The organism is Peptostreptococcus anaerobius 653-L (assembly GCF_000178095.1).
GTDB classification, from domain to species: domain Bacteria; phylum Bacillota; class Clostridia; order Peptostreptococcales; family Peptostreptococcaceae; genus Peptostreptococcus; species Peptostreptococcus anaerobius.
On record NZ_ADJN01000042.1, the window covers coordinates 1 to 16,448 of the forward strand.

Below are 16,448 nucleotides of genomic sequence, written 5' to 3' on the forward strand. Positions count from 1 at the left end.
ATTTTTGTAACTTTTACCTCTGCTCAGAGTTCAATTGTCGTAACTTTTTTGTAACTTTTATTTTTTTCAGTACCTTGCTACTTTAAATTTTAATTCTTTTGCTAATTATATATTGACTATCTATCACGCTTAGTCATATAGTTTTTTATATATTTTATAGTTCCTCATGACCCTATAGGTATAGTCTGATGTTTCTTTAAATGGTATCTTCATCAAAGACTGCCCATCTTTACTATACTCGTCTTTATTGAGCCATTTTCTAACATTGCCTGAACCACCATTATATGCAGCTATAGACAAATCTATATTTCCATGAAATTCTCTCTCTAACCTTGATAGATACCAAACTCCAATCCTAATATTAGTCTTTGGCTCAAATATATTAATACTACTGCCCAATTTCAATTCTTTGGCAGCCCAACTTGCTGTTTTATCAGTGACTTGCATCAATCCCTTTGCACCTTTATTAGAAACTGCATCCTTGTCAAACTTGCTCTCAGTCTTAATTATACTGTAGACCAAATACTTGTCAACACCAAATTCCTTAGAATATTCCTCTACTTCCTGCCTATATCGTATGGGATATACAAATTTACGGTTAAAATCATCCATAAATAAACCCGCTCCCAAAGCTATGGTCAATAGGACCAGCAAATAAAAAAACTTCCTATTTATTTTATACAACTTATAACACCCCATTATCTTTGGAATGGTATGTTAACTACTCTTCTTCTCCTCTATCCATTCCAATAGTTTTTCTTCAAGTGCATCTATCTTCGGATACAAGTCTTCAATCGAACCCGAATTATCAACCACGTAGTCTGCACTTTTAACTTTTTCAGCCTGATCTTGCTGACTATTTATCCTACTCAAAGCCTGAGGAACTGTCAACTTGTCCCTATCCAGTATCCTATTTAGCTGTTCATCTTCCCTACAATAAACAACTATCATTTTGTCCAGGTTCTTATTAAAATCTGTTTCATATAGGAGAGCTCCGTCTATTATGACAACTCCACCATCTCCATGGATCCTGGAATACAAGGCTATCCTCATCTCTATTATAGAAAGTATCTTGTCGTGGACTATCCTGTTCAAGGTCAATAACTTATCCTTATCAGAAAATACTATATCACCCAATGTCTTTCTATCTACAGTTTCATTTTTGACTGCTGCGGGAAAATATATCTTAATTCTTTCTATCATATCTTCATATTCGTATATATCCCTCGTAACCAAATCTGCATCTATAATATGATAGTCCCTCATCTCAAGCAGGGATGAAATTGTAGACTTACCACATCCAATATTTCCTGTTAAACCAACCTTCAACATATAATCCACTCCTCTTACTTATTTTGTTTCATACCATGAATCTCCAACATTCAGGTCAACATCCAAATTAACCTTCAAATTAACAGCATTCTCCATTTCTTCTTTTAGTAATACTCTTACTCTTTCTACCTCTTCTATAGGGGATTCTACGATCAATTCATCGTGTACCTGAAGAATTAGGTTTGACTTTAGACCTTCTTCCTCCAATCTATTATGAACGTTGACCATAGCAATTTTAATAATATCTGCAGCACTTCCCTGTATAGGTGCATTCATAGCAGCCCTTATTCCCCTGTTTTTCTCTACAAAATTGCTAGACTTTATCTCAGGTATATATCTTCTTCTTCCAAATATAGTAGTTGAATATCCCTTTTCTTCTGCATCGGAAACTATGTGGTCCATAAATCCTTTTATCTTAGGGAATCTAGCAAAGTAGTTCTCTATATATTCCTTGGCCTTAGCTATGCTTATATCAAGGTCCTTAGCCAATCCAAAGTCACTCTTGCCGTATATTATACCAAAGTTTACTGCCTTGGCAGCACTTCTTAACTCAGCTGAAACCTCATCAAAAGGAACACCGAATACCTGTGATGCAGTATTCCTATGTATATCCACACCTCTATCAAAGGCCTCTATCATATCCTCATCACCACTCATATCAGCAAGGACTCTTAGCTCTACCTGTGAGTAGTCGGCGTCTACTAGCTTACTGCCCTGTCCTGCAACAAATACCCTCCTAAGCTGTCTACCTAGGTCTGTTCTTACAGGGATATTCTGCATATTAGGGTCTGTAGACGATATTCTACCTGTTGTAGCTATGGCCTGGTTAAATGAAGAATGTATCCTACCATCAAGTGGATTTATAAGATTGTTGATACCCTCTACATATGTAGACTTTAGCTTAACTACAGTCCTATAGTCTGTAATCATATCTATTATAGGATGCTTGTCCCTCAATTTTTCAAGAACCTCTGCATTGGTAGAATATCCTGTCTTAGTCTTCTTGATTACAGGAAGTTCCAGCTTTTCAAACAATATAAGACCCAACTGCTTTGGAGAATTGATATTAAACTTTTCTCCTGATATATCGTATATCTTAGTCTCTAGGTATTTTATCCTGTCATTAAACAAGACTCCTAGCTCATCTAGAGTTTTTTTGTCAACATGAATACCTATATACTCCATATCTCCTAAGACTTCGATTAGGGGTATCTCTACATCATACAGGAGTTTTTCCATATCATCATCTTTTATGATCTGTCTCATCTTAGGAACAACACCACTAAGAGTATTCATTATGCCTATAGCAAACTTGTCCAAGTCTTCTTTTTCTATATCTTCATACTTCTTAGCCTTGGCACCCTTGCCCAGTAGGTCCTCTTCTGAAGTCATCTTCTTATAGATGTACTTGCTAGCTATAACATCAAAATCATATGATGTCGATGTCTTAGAATCTATTATGTACTCTGCTATGGATATATCAAATCCAATCTTGCCAAGCCTAATACCATAAGGCCTCAGATTGATGTAGTCTGACTTTATATTGCATCCTATTTTTTCTATATCCTCATCTTCAATCAGGTCTACAATCTCTTTTGGCATAGATTCTGCTAGTTCTTTATCCATATAGTATATTTTATATGGATCCGCCTTATCACTCTCGTCACTTGTAGCTAAATACATGGATATTATATTTTTTTCAAGTATATTCCCCGACCTAGCTATAGTCTTTATATATAACTCAGACCCTTCCTTGACCCTAGCAATAAAATCTGCAATATTATCTTGGTCAAGCCTTATAAGGTCTATTTCTCTTTCCTTATCTTCTATACCTGATAGGTCACTTACCTTTGAAATTAGACTATTAAATTTAAGTTCTTGGAATTTTTCTATGACTCTTGATGTCTCAAAATCCCCAAACACCATAGATTCAAGGTCAAAATCAATAGGAACATCTCTCATGATAGTCGCTAGGTCCTTACTCATCCTAGCTGATTCCATATTTTCTTCTACCTTTTTCTTCTGGGCACCCTTTAACTTGTCTACATTAGAAAGAACCCCCTCAACACTACCATATTCAAGCAATAGCTTGATACCTGTCTTTTCTCCTATACCTGGTATGCCCGGTATGTTATCTGACTTGTCTCCCATAAGACCCTTAAGGTCTATAAATTGGTCAGGACTAAGTTGATATCTCTCATAGACACCCTCTCTATTATACTCTTCAACTTCTCCAACACCTTTTTTTGTTATAAGTACAGTAGTCATATCAGAAGCAAGCTGGATAGCATCCCTGTCTCCTGTAACTACATATACCTTGTATCCAGCCTTCTCAGCATCCAAGGACACGGTACCTAGTATATCATCTGCCTCATAGCCCGCTATCTCTTTTCTATCAACATTCAAAACATCTAAGACTTCCTTCATAGGTCCAAGCTGACTAGCTAGCTCTGGCATCATCTTTTTTCTGCCTGCCTTGTAACTCTCATATGACTTGTACCTAAATGTAGGTGCCTTTACATCAAAGGCAACTGATATATGTGTTGGTCTATATAGGTCTATCATCTTGAACATCATTGTCAAGAATCCGTATATTGCATTCGTATGCAGTCCATCACCATTATCCATTGGAGGTAGTGCAAAAAACGCCCTATTTATTATAGAATTACCATCTATCAACAATAGGACCTTGTCTCTGTCTATATTTTCATTATTTATATTATTATCCATTTCGTCCTCACTTTCCATACTGGTTGTTTCAACCTCATTTTTATATTATATCACAAAAATCACTTTGATAGGTCCTGTCAGACCAGTATTGACTACAAAAAAAGAATAAACCAATAATTGAGTTCCTATCAGTTTATTCTTTGTTTTGTTATATTGTTTTTGTTGTTTTGTTTTTATTGTTTTCTTATATTATGTCGTTTCTTTTTGAATCGACATTATTATCTTATAAATCCTATCTTGTCATAAACATCAGCAAGAGTCTTGGCTGCAACAAGCTGAGCCTTTTCAGCACCACTTCTATAGATCTTTTCAAGATAGTCTTGGTTGTCCAACAAATAAGCATATTTTTCCCTGATTGGTCTTAGAGTTTCTACGACAGCTTCTGCCATTTCTCCCTTGAAGGCTCCATATCCCTTACCTTCATACATTGCAACTACCTCTTCTACTGACTTGTCTGTCATAGCAGAGTAGATATTTATTAGGTTCTTTAGTCCTGGCTGCTCATCTGTATATCTCACTATACCAACAGAGTCTGTAACTGCAGACTTAATCTTCTTAGCAGTTGAATCTGCATCCTCAGCAAGAAGTATAAATCCCTTTGGATTTGAGTCGGACTTTGACATCTTCTTTGTTGGATCTTGTAGACTCATTACCCTTGCAGTTTCCTTTGGATAGTATCCTTCAGGAACGACAAAAGTATCGCCAAACCTATTATTAAACCTAGTTGCTAGGTCCCTTGCCAATTCAAGGTGCTGCTTCTGGTCATCACCAACTGGTACAAGGTCAGCCTGGTATAATAGTATATCAGCTGCCATCAATACAGGATAGGTGAATAAGCCTGCATTTAAGTTAGCTTCAGACTTTTGTGACTTGTCCTTGTATTGAGTCATTCTATTTAATTCACCCATATATGTAGTAGTACAAAGAACCCAGTTAAGCTCAGCATGTTCATGAACGTGTGACTGAACAAATATAGTGTTTAAGTCTGGTTCAATACCACAGGCAATAAATTGGGCTAATAGTTCTATTGTCTGTCTCCTAAGTACTTTTGGATCCTGAGGTACTGTTATAGCATGCATATTTACCATACTAAAAAAGCACTCATAGTCCTTCTGAAGCTTCGTCCAGTTTCTCAAAGCTCCCAAATAATTTCCCAAAGTCATCTTTCCTGATGGCTGCACACCACTAAATATAACCTTCTTTACCTTGTCGCTCATATACTTATCTCCTTTATTATTGTAATCTAGCTACAAATTTTTATGTCTTAATTATATCACTCAAGACCCAATTCTTCAATATAAGTAGGCAATGAATATTTAAATTATAATCTTTCTATTATATTGACTACCATTTCTCTTGAAATCTCAGCAGCCTCAACAACAAAGTCTTCATAAGAAACTCCTGCTTCATCATCAGCATTGTCTGAAATAGCCCTTATTATTACAAACGGAACCCCATTAAGATAGGCAACATGGGCTATAGCTCCGCCTTCCATCTCACAACAATATCCCTTGAAGTGGTCTCTTAATTCAATCTTTGTATCCTTGTCAGCAACGAACTTATCTCCAGTGACAACCCTTCCCTTATAGACATTTGTCTTGGCGTGGCCTTCTTCAAAAGCCCTATAGGCAGCCTCTACCAGTCTTTCATCTGCAACAAAGACAGATGTCTTCATCCTAGGTATAGTTCCCTTAGGGTCTCCCATAAATGAAGCATCTACATCATACTGGATTGCCTCAGTAGATACAACTACATCGTTTACCTTGATGCCTTGATGCAGGGCCCCTGCTACACCAGTATTTATAACAGCATCCACCTTAAACTCACTGATAAGTATCTGAGTAGTCATAGCAGCATTGACTTTTGCTATACCACATTCAACTACAACCAAGTCCTTGCCAGATATTTGACCTTCATAAAAAGTAAGCCCTGCTACCCTAGTCTCTTTTTTATTATTTAACATCTTTGTCAAGCTAACAACTTCTTCGTTCATAGCCCCTATTACACCTATTTTGTTTATATTAGTCATATTCTCTCCTTATACACCATAAATCCACTTTAATCTCATATATATTATTACATAAATACTCTTGCATGTCCATAATTGAAGAAAATACTGATACGAAATAATTTCCATAATTTCATAAAAAAAGACCCACAAGACAGGTCTATAAAGACAATCTTGTAGGTCGATTGGTATACTATACGATTATCAAAGGATTATTATGCCTGAGCAATCCATAATCCATGTAGGTTACAGTATTCATATGCTGCTATAGCCTTGTCATCATCAGCTAGAACGAATTCAGCAACTGGTTCACCTTCATGGTCAAGGTCAACTCTCTGAATTGTCTTTTCTGTTACAAGTACTACGAAAGCTATATGGTGCTTTTCAGTCATTGGATGTGCAACTTCTCCAACCTTAACTGTTACCTTATTTCCTGCAACTTCTATAACTGGAACGTGCTTTTCACCAGCTGCATCAGTTGAGTTTGCTTCTATGGCCTTAAGTCCTGATAGGTCTCCACCTTCACAGACTAACTTTTCTAATATATCTCCTGCTTCGTTTGTATAAAATGCTAATTCTCTTGACATATAATGTCTCCTCTCCATATATAAATATTTATCTAACTTTACTACATTCCGAACATATTCCTCTAAGTAGAATATCTGTCCCTATCACTTGTATACCCTCTTCTTGTAGTTTTGAAAAGTCTAAATTGAATAATTTTTCATCTATATCAATAATTTTCCCACAAGACTCGCATATAAGGTGGCTATGATTAGATAAATTACCATCAAATCTAACAGGATCGCCAGGTATACTAACCTTGCCAATCATGCCGTTGTCCGACAACTGTGTTAGATTTCTATATACTGTACCAAGGCTTAGGTTTGGATTTTCCTTCTTCAATCTCTCATATATAGCATCAGCTGTCAGATGTTCATCACTGTTGAGTACTTCACTGATTATAAGTTCTCTCTGCCTAGAAAATTTCATACCCTTCGCCCTTTCTTATAATTAAACTAGTGTAGTTTCTTATTTCCAGTTTTCGTTCTTAACCTGGAAGAATGCCTGTGGATGCTTACATACTGGACATATCTTTGGAGCCTTCTTAGCAACATGGATATGACCACAGTTCATACAATGCCATACAACAACTTCTTCCTTTTCAAATACTCTACCATCCTTTAGATTCTGAAGTAGAGTTCTGTATCTTTCTTCATGAGTCTTTTCTATTGCTGCAACACCCTTGAATAATCTAGCTAATTCAGTAAATCCTTCTTCTGTAGCGTCGTTTTCAAACTTAACATACATATCTGTCCATTCGTAGTTTTCACCTTCAGCTGCATCAAGTAGGTTTTCTTCAGTTGTTGGAACTTCTCCACCGTGAAGAGCCTTGAACCATAACTTAGCATGTTCCTTTTCATTTTCAGCAGTTTCTAGGAATATATCAGCTATCTGATTGTATCCTTCTTTTCTAGCCTGTGAAGCATAGTAAGTGTATTTGTTTCTCGCCATTGATTCTCCGGCAAAACCATCATTTAAGTTCTTTTCTGTTTTTGTTCCCTTTAATTCCTGTGTCATTTTAAATCCTCCTAAATTTTATCTTTATTAAAATATTTATATCATTTGACTATGGTATTATTATACCCTATTTTCTTATATTAAACCAAAAAAATCAAGATTTTTTATATAAAATAAAGTTTTATGCGCAAAACACTTAATGAAATTAACTCTCAATAGCAATTATAGTAACAGTTCCTATTTTTATTTCAACTTTTTTTAGAGAAATATTTTATTTAGTAAACTGTTTTTCCAATATTTACTTATAAAACAAAACCCGTAACCATTATTAATATCTAATAACATGATTACGGGTCTTCAAAAATTTTATTAAACTTTTTCTCTAAAACTCAAGATTTATTCTGGTATAATCAAAACTGCAGCCTCTGCGTGCTTTAAGACATAAGAAGTACAAGATCCTATAATTCTAGTAAGTCCCTTTTTAGTTGACTTAGTCATTACTATCAGATCAGTACCCTCTTCCTTGGATCTTCTAACTATTTCATCACCTGCATATCCAAATGCGAATATACCTTTTACGTCATAGCCTTCAAGATATGACTTAGCCTTTTCTAGCAATTCCTTACCAATCATTTCAGATGTCTTAATTTCGTCACTCATAGAAATACCATCTATAAACACCAACTCTTTAACATTGATAATACTTACTGAAACCTCATCCTTATCATATGAACCCTTTACAAAGTCCAGTGAATGCATACTTCTTTCTGTACCATCGATTGGAACTAATATTTTCCTTACCTCCATGGAAAAACACCTCCTTATATAATATAGAATTATATACTATACAACTATATATTATTTATATTATATCATTTGTGCCTATATAATTCAATATTGACGACTTCATCGACAGTCATATTTAGGAATTCTTTGTCATGAGATACTATAAATATTATATTATCACTCGAACTGATATCCCTTACAATCCTAGAAATTTTGGACATATTCTTATAATCCATACCACTAGTAGGTTCATCCATAAAAATAAATCTTGCTACCTTGCATATTGCCGATGCTATAGCTACTCTCTGTTTTTGCCCTCCTGACAGGCTCATAGGGTGCCTATCCCTACAATCGCCAAGACCCAAACTATCAATGATTTCTGTTACGCTTTTTTCTTGTATGGCATTGCAACCTAGAATAAGTTCATTTTCAACAGAATCAGAGAATAACTGATGATTTACATCCTGCATAACCAATGATGACATCTTTAACCTATCTTTAGGCGATATTATTTTTCCCTTGAATACAATCTTATCCTTTGATTTTTTATCAAGTCCGGTTATAAGCCTTAGAAATGTGGACTTACCACATCCATTTTTGCCTATAATACCATATATACCTCCCAGACTAAATGATAAGTCCTTGATTTCAAGCCTATCATGGCCATTGAATTTATATACAAGGTCTTTAATGATCAAGTCTTCTCCACTTCCACTGTATCCCTTGATTAGGTTAGTTTCACTCGTAGATCTGAGCCCTCTTGCTGATAATTCTTCGTCTGAAAGGGAAAAGAACTCTTCATTTGTATACTCTTTCTTTATTGTCCCATTTTCTATTATCAATACCCTATCTACAATATTTTTGAGATAGAATATCCTATGCTCTGCTACTACAAGGCTTATACCCTTTTGCTTTAGCATTTCCAGCATTTGTCTTAATATATCTATATGTTTATCATCAAGATTAGATGAGGGTTCGTCTAGTACAACTAGCTTACAACCAGATATATAAGAAGACGCTATACACAGTATTTGTTTTTCACCACCTGATAAATCAAATATATCCCTATCCAGAAGATGGCATATAGGAAAGACTCTTAACATATCTTCCATACGTTTGTCCATCTCTTCCCTATTAAGTCCAATATTTTCAAGGTAAAATAGGAGCTCAAGTGTCGTGTTGACATTAAAGAAATGGGTTTTAGGATTCTGAAATACACTCGCAATCATCATTGATATCTGGTAAAGCTCCAAATTTTTCAGTGACTGTCCATATAATTTAATGTTTCCACCCATAGTGCCACCATCATACTTGATAGCCAGGCCGTTTATACAGTTAATAATCGAAGACTTTCCACTACCACTCTCTCCTGTAATCAGTAGGCATTGGCCCTTATTTACGCTAAGGTTAATTTCATCAAGTATCTTTTTGTTATCGGAATATTCTAGAGAAACTTTTTCTAAATTTAGCATAGCCAACCTCCCAACAACATTAGTACCATCAACACAGAGTATACTAGGTCAACCTTCCTCATACACACCTTTGTATATCTTGTCTTCTTAAGAGGACTTTCAATACATTTAGTTTCGGCTGCCTTTGATATATCATCAACTATGTTAGAAGACACTATTAAAAGTGGAACAGCTATATATTCAAGATACTTTATAGGATTTCTTGTATGTATTCCCTTTATCTTCATAGCCATCCTAATGTTTTTTCTCTCCTCTTTAAAAGATGGAAAAAACCTAAACATAACTGAAATAGGTATTGAAAACTCCTTTGGTATCTTAAGCCTATCCATAGATGAAATTACACAACCTACATCAGATGTACAAATCATAAACTTACCCGCAGAAAAAGGTACATAAAACATCCTAAACACCAAAAATAATGAAAAAAACATCTTTATAAAGGCATTAAATTCTGATATCAATCCTATATAAGGTACAATAAACATTACTAGATATACAAGGATATTATTAATAGCCTGCTTTTTATATCCATTTATCAAATACATTAAGGATATTAGAACTATTATCGACCATTCAAAATATATGTTTATTGAATGTAATACTGTAAAGCCCAGAACCACCACAACAAATAATTTTGTTATTGGATTGGGATTTACATTTGAACGAACACCAATAGACATTAAACTATACCTGCCTTAATAAAATGCTTCTTTAATATCTTTCTTCCTATATAGGCACCTCCTATACCACCTAAAACGGCACCGATATATACAAGTACCATATTAGGATAAGTAATCAGCCTTTCCAAGGTTTGAACATAGTCCTTACCCATCATCATTGAAAGCTCTATATACTTTTTCTTTGCAAGTAACATCTGCATAAGAGAACCACATATCCATGTATTAAAAACAGCAAAAGAAATCATCTCATACTTAAATGACTTGTATCCACCTTTTCTTCTAATCAACTCCGCCAATAACATAACAATCAATGAAATGGTCGGCAATACATATGTGTGACCCATAGCAAACATAACAAGCGGGGCTATCATACCCAATATAAAAAGCGCCCATGGTTTTCTTACCTTTGCCATAAATAGCATGATCGGAGTCCCAGTTACTAGCCCAAGTATTGTAGGATACACTAGAAACAATATAGGAACTACGCCTATCATGCCTACTGAAAACATCAGAACAAAATAAATTACTGTAAATACTCCTATTGTAACAAGGTCCTTAACCTTTAGTTTATCTCTTGTCATTTTAACCCCCTAATAAACAAATTCCTCTGCTAATCTAGTCTTTTCTACAAGATTCCTATAAACACTCGAATTATCAATAAGTTGTTCATGTTTACCAACACTCTCTACACAACCCTTGTCAATAACAACTATCTTATCAACATTTTCAATAGACTTAAGTCTATGGGATATTATTATTACTGTCTTATTTTTCACCAACTTATTCAAGCTCTCCTGTATCTTCTTTTCATTATCAACATCCAAACTAGCTGATATTTCATCCAATATTAGGACAGGAGCATCCTTTAAAAAGGCTCTCGCTATAGATAATCTCTGCCTCTCTCCACCTGAAAGTTCAGCACCATTCTCGCCAATTATAGTGTTAAAGCCTTGTGGTAGGCTATCTATAAAATCTATACAGTTTGCAAGTTTTGCAGCATTTCTTACTTCATCATCGCTTGCATCAACCCTACCAAGCCTTATATTTTCAAGTATGCTAGTATTGAAAAGGGTAACATCCTGGAATACTATAGATATATTTTTAAATAAGGAATCTGTAGATATTTTCTTTATGTCCTTACCGTCCATTAATATGCTGCCTGAATCGTTGTCATAAAGTCTGGATATCAATCTCAATACAGATGTCTTACCAGATCCTGATGGCCCAACAAGGGCTGTTACTTCACCTTGTTTAGCCACAAAATTGATATCTTTCAGTACTTGTCTGTCTTTATTGTATGAAAAAGACACATTCTTAAATTCTATATCATAGTTGTCTATCTCTGTATCTTCACCCATTTGTAGGGGAGTATTTTTTATCTCTTTGATACGTTCAACGGCTGGATCTATATAAAACATCTCCATTATGCCCTCTTTTGATATATCAAATATTTCTTTTATTTTGATTGCTGCTATAATATAACCTACCAAATATAGCATACTGATTTCATTCTTAATAACAAGACTTATACCAACTGCCATAACTACTGAAATGCTAGTAAAGGCAAATAAGGATGATACACCCATTATTAAAAGTGAGCCAGTCTCCACTTTAATATGGGTTTTCTCACTATCCTCCATCTGTCTGTAAAGATCTTTTTTAACATCTTTTGACATATTAAAACTACTTATCTCTTGCTGTAGTTCTATAGTTTCTTGAAATTTTTCTGAATTGTCCCTTAATACCCTGTAATATTTTTCATTCTCTCTGACCCTGCTTTTCTTTGCTAGGGGTATCAATATAAAACTTATAAGAGTTGGTATAATAACAGCTAGACCAAGCTTCCAGTTGCCTAAGACCATCATTATTCCCATAAGCGGGAAAAACAAATACATACCAAATACTTTTGGTATTGAGTGACTCATGGCATGCTCTATCCTCTCAACATCAGCCATTATAGTTTGAGATAGGTCTGATAGGTCATGCTTTGAAAAATATTCAATAGGAAGTTCTGACAGACTCTCAGATATTCCTATCCTCAAATTAGCAGACTCCTTGTATGTCGAATTAAATAAATCTACATACTCCTTTGACAAAACCGCATACATGAGTATAAGGATAATTATTGAAAATCCTATATAAACATACTTATCCCTTACATTGCCCAGTATCAATTGGTCAGCAAGCATCATAAGTAAAATCATAGGCAATAAATTGACACAATATGAAAGAAAGCAGGACCAAGTTGCCCTTGTAAGATTTTTGGATCCTTGGTCACTTAAGCAAAATCTCTTTTTATAATAATTAGTCATTTGTAACCCTCCAATCATTCGCACTCTTGTAAAGATTTAATAGTCTACTGTACAAGCCATTCTTGTCCATTAATTCCTTGTTGTTACCTCTTTCAATGACTTGTCCATTTTCTAATACAAGTATTTCATCGACATATTGTATACTTGTAAGTCTATGGGCTATCATTATAACAGTCTTATCTTCCATAAGGTTCTTAAAGGCCTTTTGTAATTCATGCTCATTATCAGCATCTATGCCAGCACTAGCCTCATCCATTATAACTATCTTAGATTTCTTGAGAATTGCCCTGGCTATAGCTATCCTCTGTTTTTCTCCACCAGACAGATAGACCCCCTTGGAACCGATTACCGTATCAGCCCCATCTTTTAGTTTGTTTACAATATCCATACAACCAGCCTTTTTCATGGCATCGAATACTTCCTCTCTGCTGGCATTCTTATCTCCAATAGCCACATTTTCATAGATAGACTTTTTAAACAGCTTGCTATCTTGAAATACAAAAGATACAGCACCTATTATGGCTTCCTTGCTATAGTCTTCTATAGGGTATCCACCTATTTTTATAGACCCTGAGTCAACTTTATAAAATCCTGACAAAAGCTTAGCTATGGTTGACTTTCCAGATCCTGAGTGACCAACTAGAGAATAAGACCTATTCTCTTCTAAAGAAAAAGATAGTTTATCAAGGACCTTGTTGTCTTTATATGAAAATGTAACATTATCAAACTCTATATTATAGTTGTCAAACTTGTCTCTCTTACCATAAGAAAGCTTGTCCTTTTGCATATCACTATAAAGTTGTTCCAAACTATCAACAGCATACTTTGCATTGAAAATATTCATGCTAGCCCACATAATCTTCATAAACGAAACCATGATGACGCCACTCAAAAATAAGACCATTATCAACTCGACTGCTATTGTGTTCGGCTCATTAATACCTGTCAAAAAGAAAGAAAGCGGTATACTTATAATGGCCACAAGACCTAGAAAAATCCACTGATATACAACATATGACTTTTTACAGCTAAGTGTATAATTGTAGGCATACTTAGAATAATCCATTATAGCATTATATAGGGACCTAAATGATTCAAGTCTTGTACCAAATATCTTGACCACCTGCATACCCCTGATGTATTCGACTGTTTCAGAACTCAGTCTATCCAAAGAAGACTGGTATAGTTTCATAAACTCACCATTTCCCATCATGCCCTTTAGTATTACAGCACACAGTACAGTCAGTATCAATATCACCGCACCAACACGTAGACCAATTACAAATGAAAGAACCAAAGATAAAACTGGTACCAAAAATGCTTGTGAATTATCAGGTAACATATGGGCCACTGCTGTATGAGTTTTTGCAGCATTGTCATCAATAGTTTTTCTAATATATCCTGATGAATTTATATCGAAAAACCTAAAACTAGAATCAATTAGTCCATCTATACCCCTCTTTCTCAAATTAGTCTCCAAACGAAATGCAAACTTATGAGATATATATCCAGAGGCACAATAAAGTAGAGCACTAATCGTCAAATAAAAAACTATCTTAAATGCAAATAAACTAGCATTTTCATAGTTAGACCTTATTACTAGCTCTCTCAAAAATAAGTAAATCAAATAATATCCATATACCATAAGTACTGACGATATACCTGATACTACCATTGATAAGTAGGCAAGCCCCTTGTAATCAGGTATATACTTAAAAAGCTTTTTATATACTTCCATCTCCAATCTCCCTTTCATTTTTAAATATAGAAATTAACATTTCTTCAAACAAATACCTGTTTTTCCTAAAATTATCCCTTGCACCCAATATATCTGAGGCGAGTATGATAGCATTTATTAGGTTAGTGCATAAGTCAAAGGTGGATTTATTGAGCAGACTTCCAGAAATACTAGTATCCATCAACTTAAATCTATTATTTGCTTGCATTTTAAGATCTTCAAATACTTCTTCCAACTTAGGATTTCTCTTTTTCTCTATTAAAAATTCTACATATAAAGGCATATAGGGATTGTCATCTAGCATTTTATCAACCATCTGCTTGGCCATAAATTCTACCTCACAGCCCTTCTCACACTCACCAATATGTTCATGTATTATCTTATCCCTGTAGTCAATCCCCGCTACCATCAAATCCTTAAATATGTCCAAAGTATTCTTGTAATAATGATATACACCCCCTTTTGACATAGTCGTTCCAGCTATTACATCTTCCATAGTCATATTTGAGAATCCCTTCTCAGTAATTAGCCTTGTAGCCGACTGCATAATTTCATTTTTTCTTTCCTCAATACTAAGTCTTTTTACAGCACACATAAACCCTCCTTTTATCGACGTCTCCGTCGATAAAGTTATTATATACCTAATTTCATAAAATAACAATACTTTTTTGATATAAATTATCATTAGTTTTTTAAAATTAATATCAGTTAATACAAAAAAAGAAGTCCACCAGCCTAGATAGTGGTTCTCCATGTGCGGCCGTTAAGACCTTGTTTACTTGCCAAGCCTACAAGGGCTTTTTTGTGGTCTGGCACTTGCAGACTATACTAGTTACCCTTCAGAAAACCCATGAATGTAGATACACTAAGTTTAGGTGGTATTTCTACAAGCATATGAACATGATCTATACACACTTTCGCTTCTATTATATTTACCCCTTTCCAATCACACAAATTTCTCAACGCTAAAGCTACACTGAACCACCAGTCTAACTGGGGGGCATTCATACAAAAAAGCTCTATATCAAATAACGTTGGTGATACTTTAAATTAATAAAATTTATTAAATTATGTAGTAAACTTATAACTATGGATGTTGCCCTTTTGTATCTTATACCTTTCCATAAGCATTATCCTTGCCTTAAAATTCCTATAGATCCTATATCCATAGGATACTATTTTAATTACCTTTATCTTGTTGTTTTTGATTTCTACGATATCATACGTATAGTCATATTTCTAAAGTGTCAATTCCTGTAAAAATATATTCTATTCAACTCTCTTGTTAATATCTTTTTGTACTATTGTCTCAACAATATATTATAGGTTAATAAATAAATCAACAGTAAACATACAGTTACCTGTATCAATATTCATATAACCATTACTTTTTTCTACTTGCTCACGTACGTTTTCAAGCCCAATTCCATGGTAGACTTTTTCTTCCTTTCTGCTAACAAATCCTTTATTATCTTTTATTACTAGGCCATCAAATGTATTTACTATTTTTATAAGCAAATTACTATCTTTATATGATATAAAGACCTCTATTATATCAAAAAAATTATTTTTTTGGAGTATATTTTCATTAACTACATTTATAAATATCATAGATAATAATATATCTGATATCAATAAGAAGAAAAGTGTGTATGTAAAAAAGTCTGTAAAATTGTAAGTCCTTCTATGGTAAAATTATTATTATGGGAGGACTTTTGTTATGGGAAGAAGAAAAAGAGAACCAATGAATCCAGCTAAGAAAAATATTGTAAGGGAATTAATAAAAACTTATGATATAAAAACAGCTAATGATATTCAAGAAGCTTTAAAAGACTTGTTGGGAGAAACACTACAGGATATGATAGAAGA

At 34.4% G+C, this 16,448-nt stretch carries 16 protein-coding genes and 3 pseudogenes; 1 reads left to right on the forward strand and 18 read right to left on the reverse strand.

What is annotated here, in order from left to right:
* Nucleotides 1-129 precede the first annotated feature (129 nt).
* From HMPREF0631_RS04370 to HMPREF0631_RS04450, 18 genes and pseudogenes are all read right to left on the reverse strand, one after another.
* Nucleotides 130-699 carry a lytic transglycosylase domain-containing protein gene (locus tag HMPREF0631_RS04370; RefSeq protein WP_039866304.1) on the reverse strand — a complete coding sequence of 190 codons (570 nt, stop codon included), beginning with the start codon at nt 697-699 and terminating at the stop codon, nt 130-132.
* A gap of 18 nt (nt 700-717) precedes the next feature.
* Entirely contained in the window at nt 718-1,332 is a 615-nt protein-coding gene (coaE, locus tag HMPREF0631_RS04375; protein WP_002843698.1) for a dephospho-CoA kinase, read from the reverse strand.
* A gap of 18 nt (nt 1,333-1,350) precedes the next feature.
* Complete coding sequence (gene polA / locus HMPREF0631_RS04380) at nt 1,351-4,080, reverse strand: DNA polymerase I (protein WP_002843696.1); 2,730 nt, start codon at nt 4,078-4,080, stop codon at nt 1,351-1,353.
* Between the two features lie 200 nt (nt 4,081-4,280).
* Nucleotides 4,281-5,279, reverse strand: a complete 999-nt coding sequence (trpS, locus tag HMPREF0631_RS04385) for a tryptophan--tRNA ligase (RefSeq protein ID WP_002843688.1) — start codon at nt 5,277-5,279, stop codon at nt 4,281-4,283.
* A gap of 104 nt (nt 5,280-5,383) precedes the next feature.
* Nucleotides 5,384-6,091 carry a 5'-methylthioadenosine/adenosylhomocysteine nucleosidase gene (locus tag HMPREF0631_RS04390; protein ID WP_002843707.1) on the reverse strand — a complete coding sequence of 236 codons (708 nt, stop codon included), beginning with the start codon at nt 6,089-6,091 and terminating at the stop codon, nt 5,384-5,386.
* A 194-nt stretch (nt 6,092-6,285) separates the two neighbouring features.
* Entirely contained in the window at nt 6,286-6,657 is a 372-nt protein-coding gene (locus HMPREF0631_RS04395; protein WP_002843710.1) for a desulfoferrodoxin family protein, read from the reverse strand.
* A 28-nt stretch (nt 6,658-6,685) separates the two neighbouring features.
* On the reverse strand, nt 6,686-7,063 hold the full coding sequence (locus tag HMPREF0631_RS04400) for a Fur family transcriptional regulator (protein ID WP_002843703.1): 378 nt from the start codon (nt 7,061-7,063) through the stop codon (nt 6,686-6,688).
* Nucleotides 7,064-7,102: 39 nt separating this feature from the next.
* Nucleotides 7,103-7,651, reverse strand: coding sequence for a rubrerythrin (rbr, locus tag HMPREF0631_RS04405; RefSeq protein WP_002843693.1), 549 nt, complete (start codon nt 7,649-7,651; stop codon nt 7,103-7,105).
* Between the two features lie 336 nt (nt 7,652-7,987).
* Nucleotides 7,988-8,398 (reverse strand): universal stress protein, encoded by a 411-nt coding sequence (locus tag HMPREF0631_RS04410; protein ID WP_002843705.1) that lies wholly within the window; start codon nt 8,396-8,398, stop codon nt 7,988-7,990.
* 65 nt (nt 8,399-8,463) lie between these two features.
* Complete coding sequence (locus HMPREF0631_RS04415; RefSeq protein WP_002843712.1) at nt 8,464-9,849, reverse strand: ABC transporter ATP-binding protein; 1,386 nt, start codon at nt 9,847-9,849, stop codon at nt 8,464-8,466.
* Complete coding sequence (locus HMPREF0631_RS04420; protein WP_002843701.1) at nt 9,843-10,529, reverse strand: energy-coupling factor transporter transmembrane component T; 687 nt, start codon at nt 10,527-10,529, stop codon at nt 9,843-9,845. The genes HMPREF0631_RS04415 and HMPREF0631_RS04420 overlap by 7 nt, the downstream gene beginning before the upstream one ends.
* Nucleotides 10,529-11,110 carry an MptD family putative ECF transporter S component gene (locus HMPREF0631_RS04425; RefSeq protein WP_002843711.1) on the reverse strand — a complete coding sequence of 194 codons (582 nt, stop codon included), beginning with the start codon at nt 11,108-11,110 and terminating at the stop codon, nt 10,529-10,531. The genes HMPREF0631_RS04420 and HMPREF0631_RS04425 overlap by 1 nt, the downstream gene beginning before the upstream one ends.
* A 9-nt stretch (nt 11,111-11,119) precedes the next feature.
* Entirely contained in the window at nt 11,120-12,841 is a 1,722-nt protein-coding gene (locus tag HMPREF0631_RS04430; protein ID WP_019595415.1) for an ABC transporter ATP-binding protein, read from the reverse strand.
* A complete protein-coding gene (locus HMPREF0631_RS04435) occupies nt 12,834-14,579 on the reverse strand; it encodes an ABC transporter ATP-binding protein (protein WP_002843709.1) in 1,746 nt (581 codons plus the stop codon). Before HMPREF0631_RS04435 ends, HMPREF0631_RS04430 begins: the two co-directional genes overlap by 8 nt.
* Nucleotides 14,566-15,174 (reverse strand): TetR/AcrR family transcriptional regulator, encoded by a 609-nt coding sequence (locus tag HMPREF0631_RS04440; protein ID WP_002843697.1) that lies wholly within the window; start codon nt 15,172-15,174, stop codon nt 14,566-14,568. The genes HMPREF0631_RS04435 and HMPREF0631_RS04440 overlap by 14 nt, the downstream gene beginning before the upstream one ends.
* A gap of 239 nt (nt 15,175-15,413) precedes the next feature.
* Nucleotides 15,414-15,542: pseudogene (locus tag HMPREF0631_RS04445) on the reverse strand (transposase); the annotation flags it as partial.
* 105 nt (nt 15,543-15,647) lie between these two features.
* Nucleotides 15,648-15,818, reverse strand: a pseudogene (locus tag HMPREF0631_RS09860) (transposase); the annotation flags it as partial.
* A gap of 81 nt (nt 15,819-15,899) precedes the next feature.
* Nucleotides 15,900-16,190 (reverse strand): GHKL domain-containing protein, encoded by a 291-nt coding sequence (locus HMPREF0631_RS04450; protein ID WP_002843694.1) that lies wholly within the window; start codon nt 16,188-16,190, stop codon nt 15,900-15,902.
* 133 nt (nt 16,191-16,323) lie between these two features.
* On the opposite strand from HMPREF0631_RS04450, the pseudogene HMPREF0631_RS10495 reads away from it, so the two are divergent.
* Nucleotides 16,324-16,448 (forward strand): annotated as a pseudogene (locus tag HMPREF0631_RS10495) (IS256 family transposase); the annotation flags it as partial.

Bases quoted from the DNA above. Each gene is read 5' to 3' on its own strand.
- HMPREF0631_RS04370 (WP_039866304.1), bottom strand. From the start codon at position 699: ATGGGGTGTTATAAGTTGTATAAAATAAATAGGAAGTTTTTTTATTTG.
- HMPREF0631_RS04395 (WP_002843710.1), bottom strand. From the start codon at position 6,657: ATGTCAAGAGAATTAGCATTTTATACAAACGAAGCAGGAGATATATTA.
- trpS (WP_002843688.1), bottom strand. From the start codon at position 5,279: ATGAGCGACAAGGTAAAGAAGGTTATATTTAGTGGTGTGCAGCCATCA.
- HMPREF0631_RS04410 (WP_002843705.1), bottom strand. From the start codon at position 8,398: ATGGAGGTAAGGAAAATATTAGTTCCAATCGATGGTACAGAAAGAAGT.
- rbr (WP_002843693.1), bottom strand. From the start codon at position 7,651: ATGACACAGGAATTAAAGGGAACAAAAACAGAAAAGAACTTAAATGAT.
- HMPREF0631_RS04415 (WP_002843712.1), bottom strand. From the start codon at position 9,849: ATGCTAAATTTAGAAAAAGTTTCTCTAGAATATTCCGATAACAAAAAG.
- HMPREF0631_RS04430 (WP_019595415.1), bottom strand. From the start codon at position 12,841: ATGACTAATTATTATAAAAAGAGATTTTGCTTAAGTGACCAAGGATCC.
- coaE (WP_002843698.1), bottom strand. From the start codon at position 1,332: ATGTTGAAGGTTGGTTTAACAGGAAATATTGGATGTGGTAAGTCTACA.
- HMPREF0631_RS04435 (WP_002843709.1), bottom strand. From the start codon at position 14,579: ATGGAAGTATATAAAAAGCTTTTTAAGTATATACCTGATTACAAGGGG.
- HMPREF0631_RS04440 (WP_002843697.1), bottom strand. From the start codon at position 15,174: ATGTGTGCTGTAAAAAGACTTAGTATTGAGGAAAGAAAAAATGAAATT.
- HMPREF0631_RS04400 (WP_002843703.1), bottom strand. From the start codon at position 7,063: ATGAAATTTTCTAGGCAGAGAGAACTTATAATCAGTGAAGTACTCAAC.
- HMPREF0631_RS04450 (WP_002843694.1), bottom strand. From the start codon at position 16,190: ATGATATTTATAAATGTAGTTAATGAAAATATACTCCAAAAAAATAAT.
- HMPREF0631_RS04390 (WP_002843707.1), bottom strand. From the start codon at position 6,091: ATGACTAATATAAACAAAATAGGTGTAATAGGGGCTATGAACGAAGAA.
- HMPREF0631_RS04420 (WP_002843701.1), bottom strand. From the start codon at position 10,529: ATGTCTATTGGTGTTCGTTCAAATGTAAATCCCAATCCAATAACAAAA.
- polA (WP_002843696.1), bottom strand. From the start codon at position 4,080: ATGGAAAGTGAGGACGAAATGGATAATAATATAAATAATGAAAATATA.
- HMPREF0631_RS04425 (WP_002843711.1), bottom strand. From the start codon at position 11,110: ATGACAAGAGATAAACTAAAGGTTAAGGACCTTGTTACAATAGGAGTA.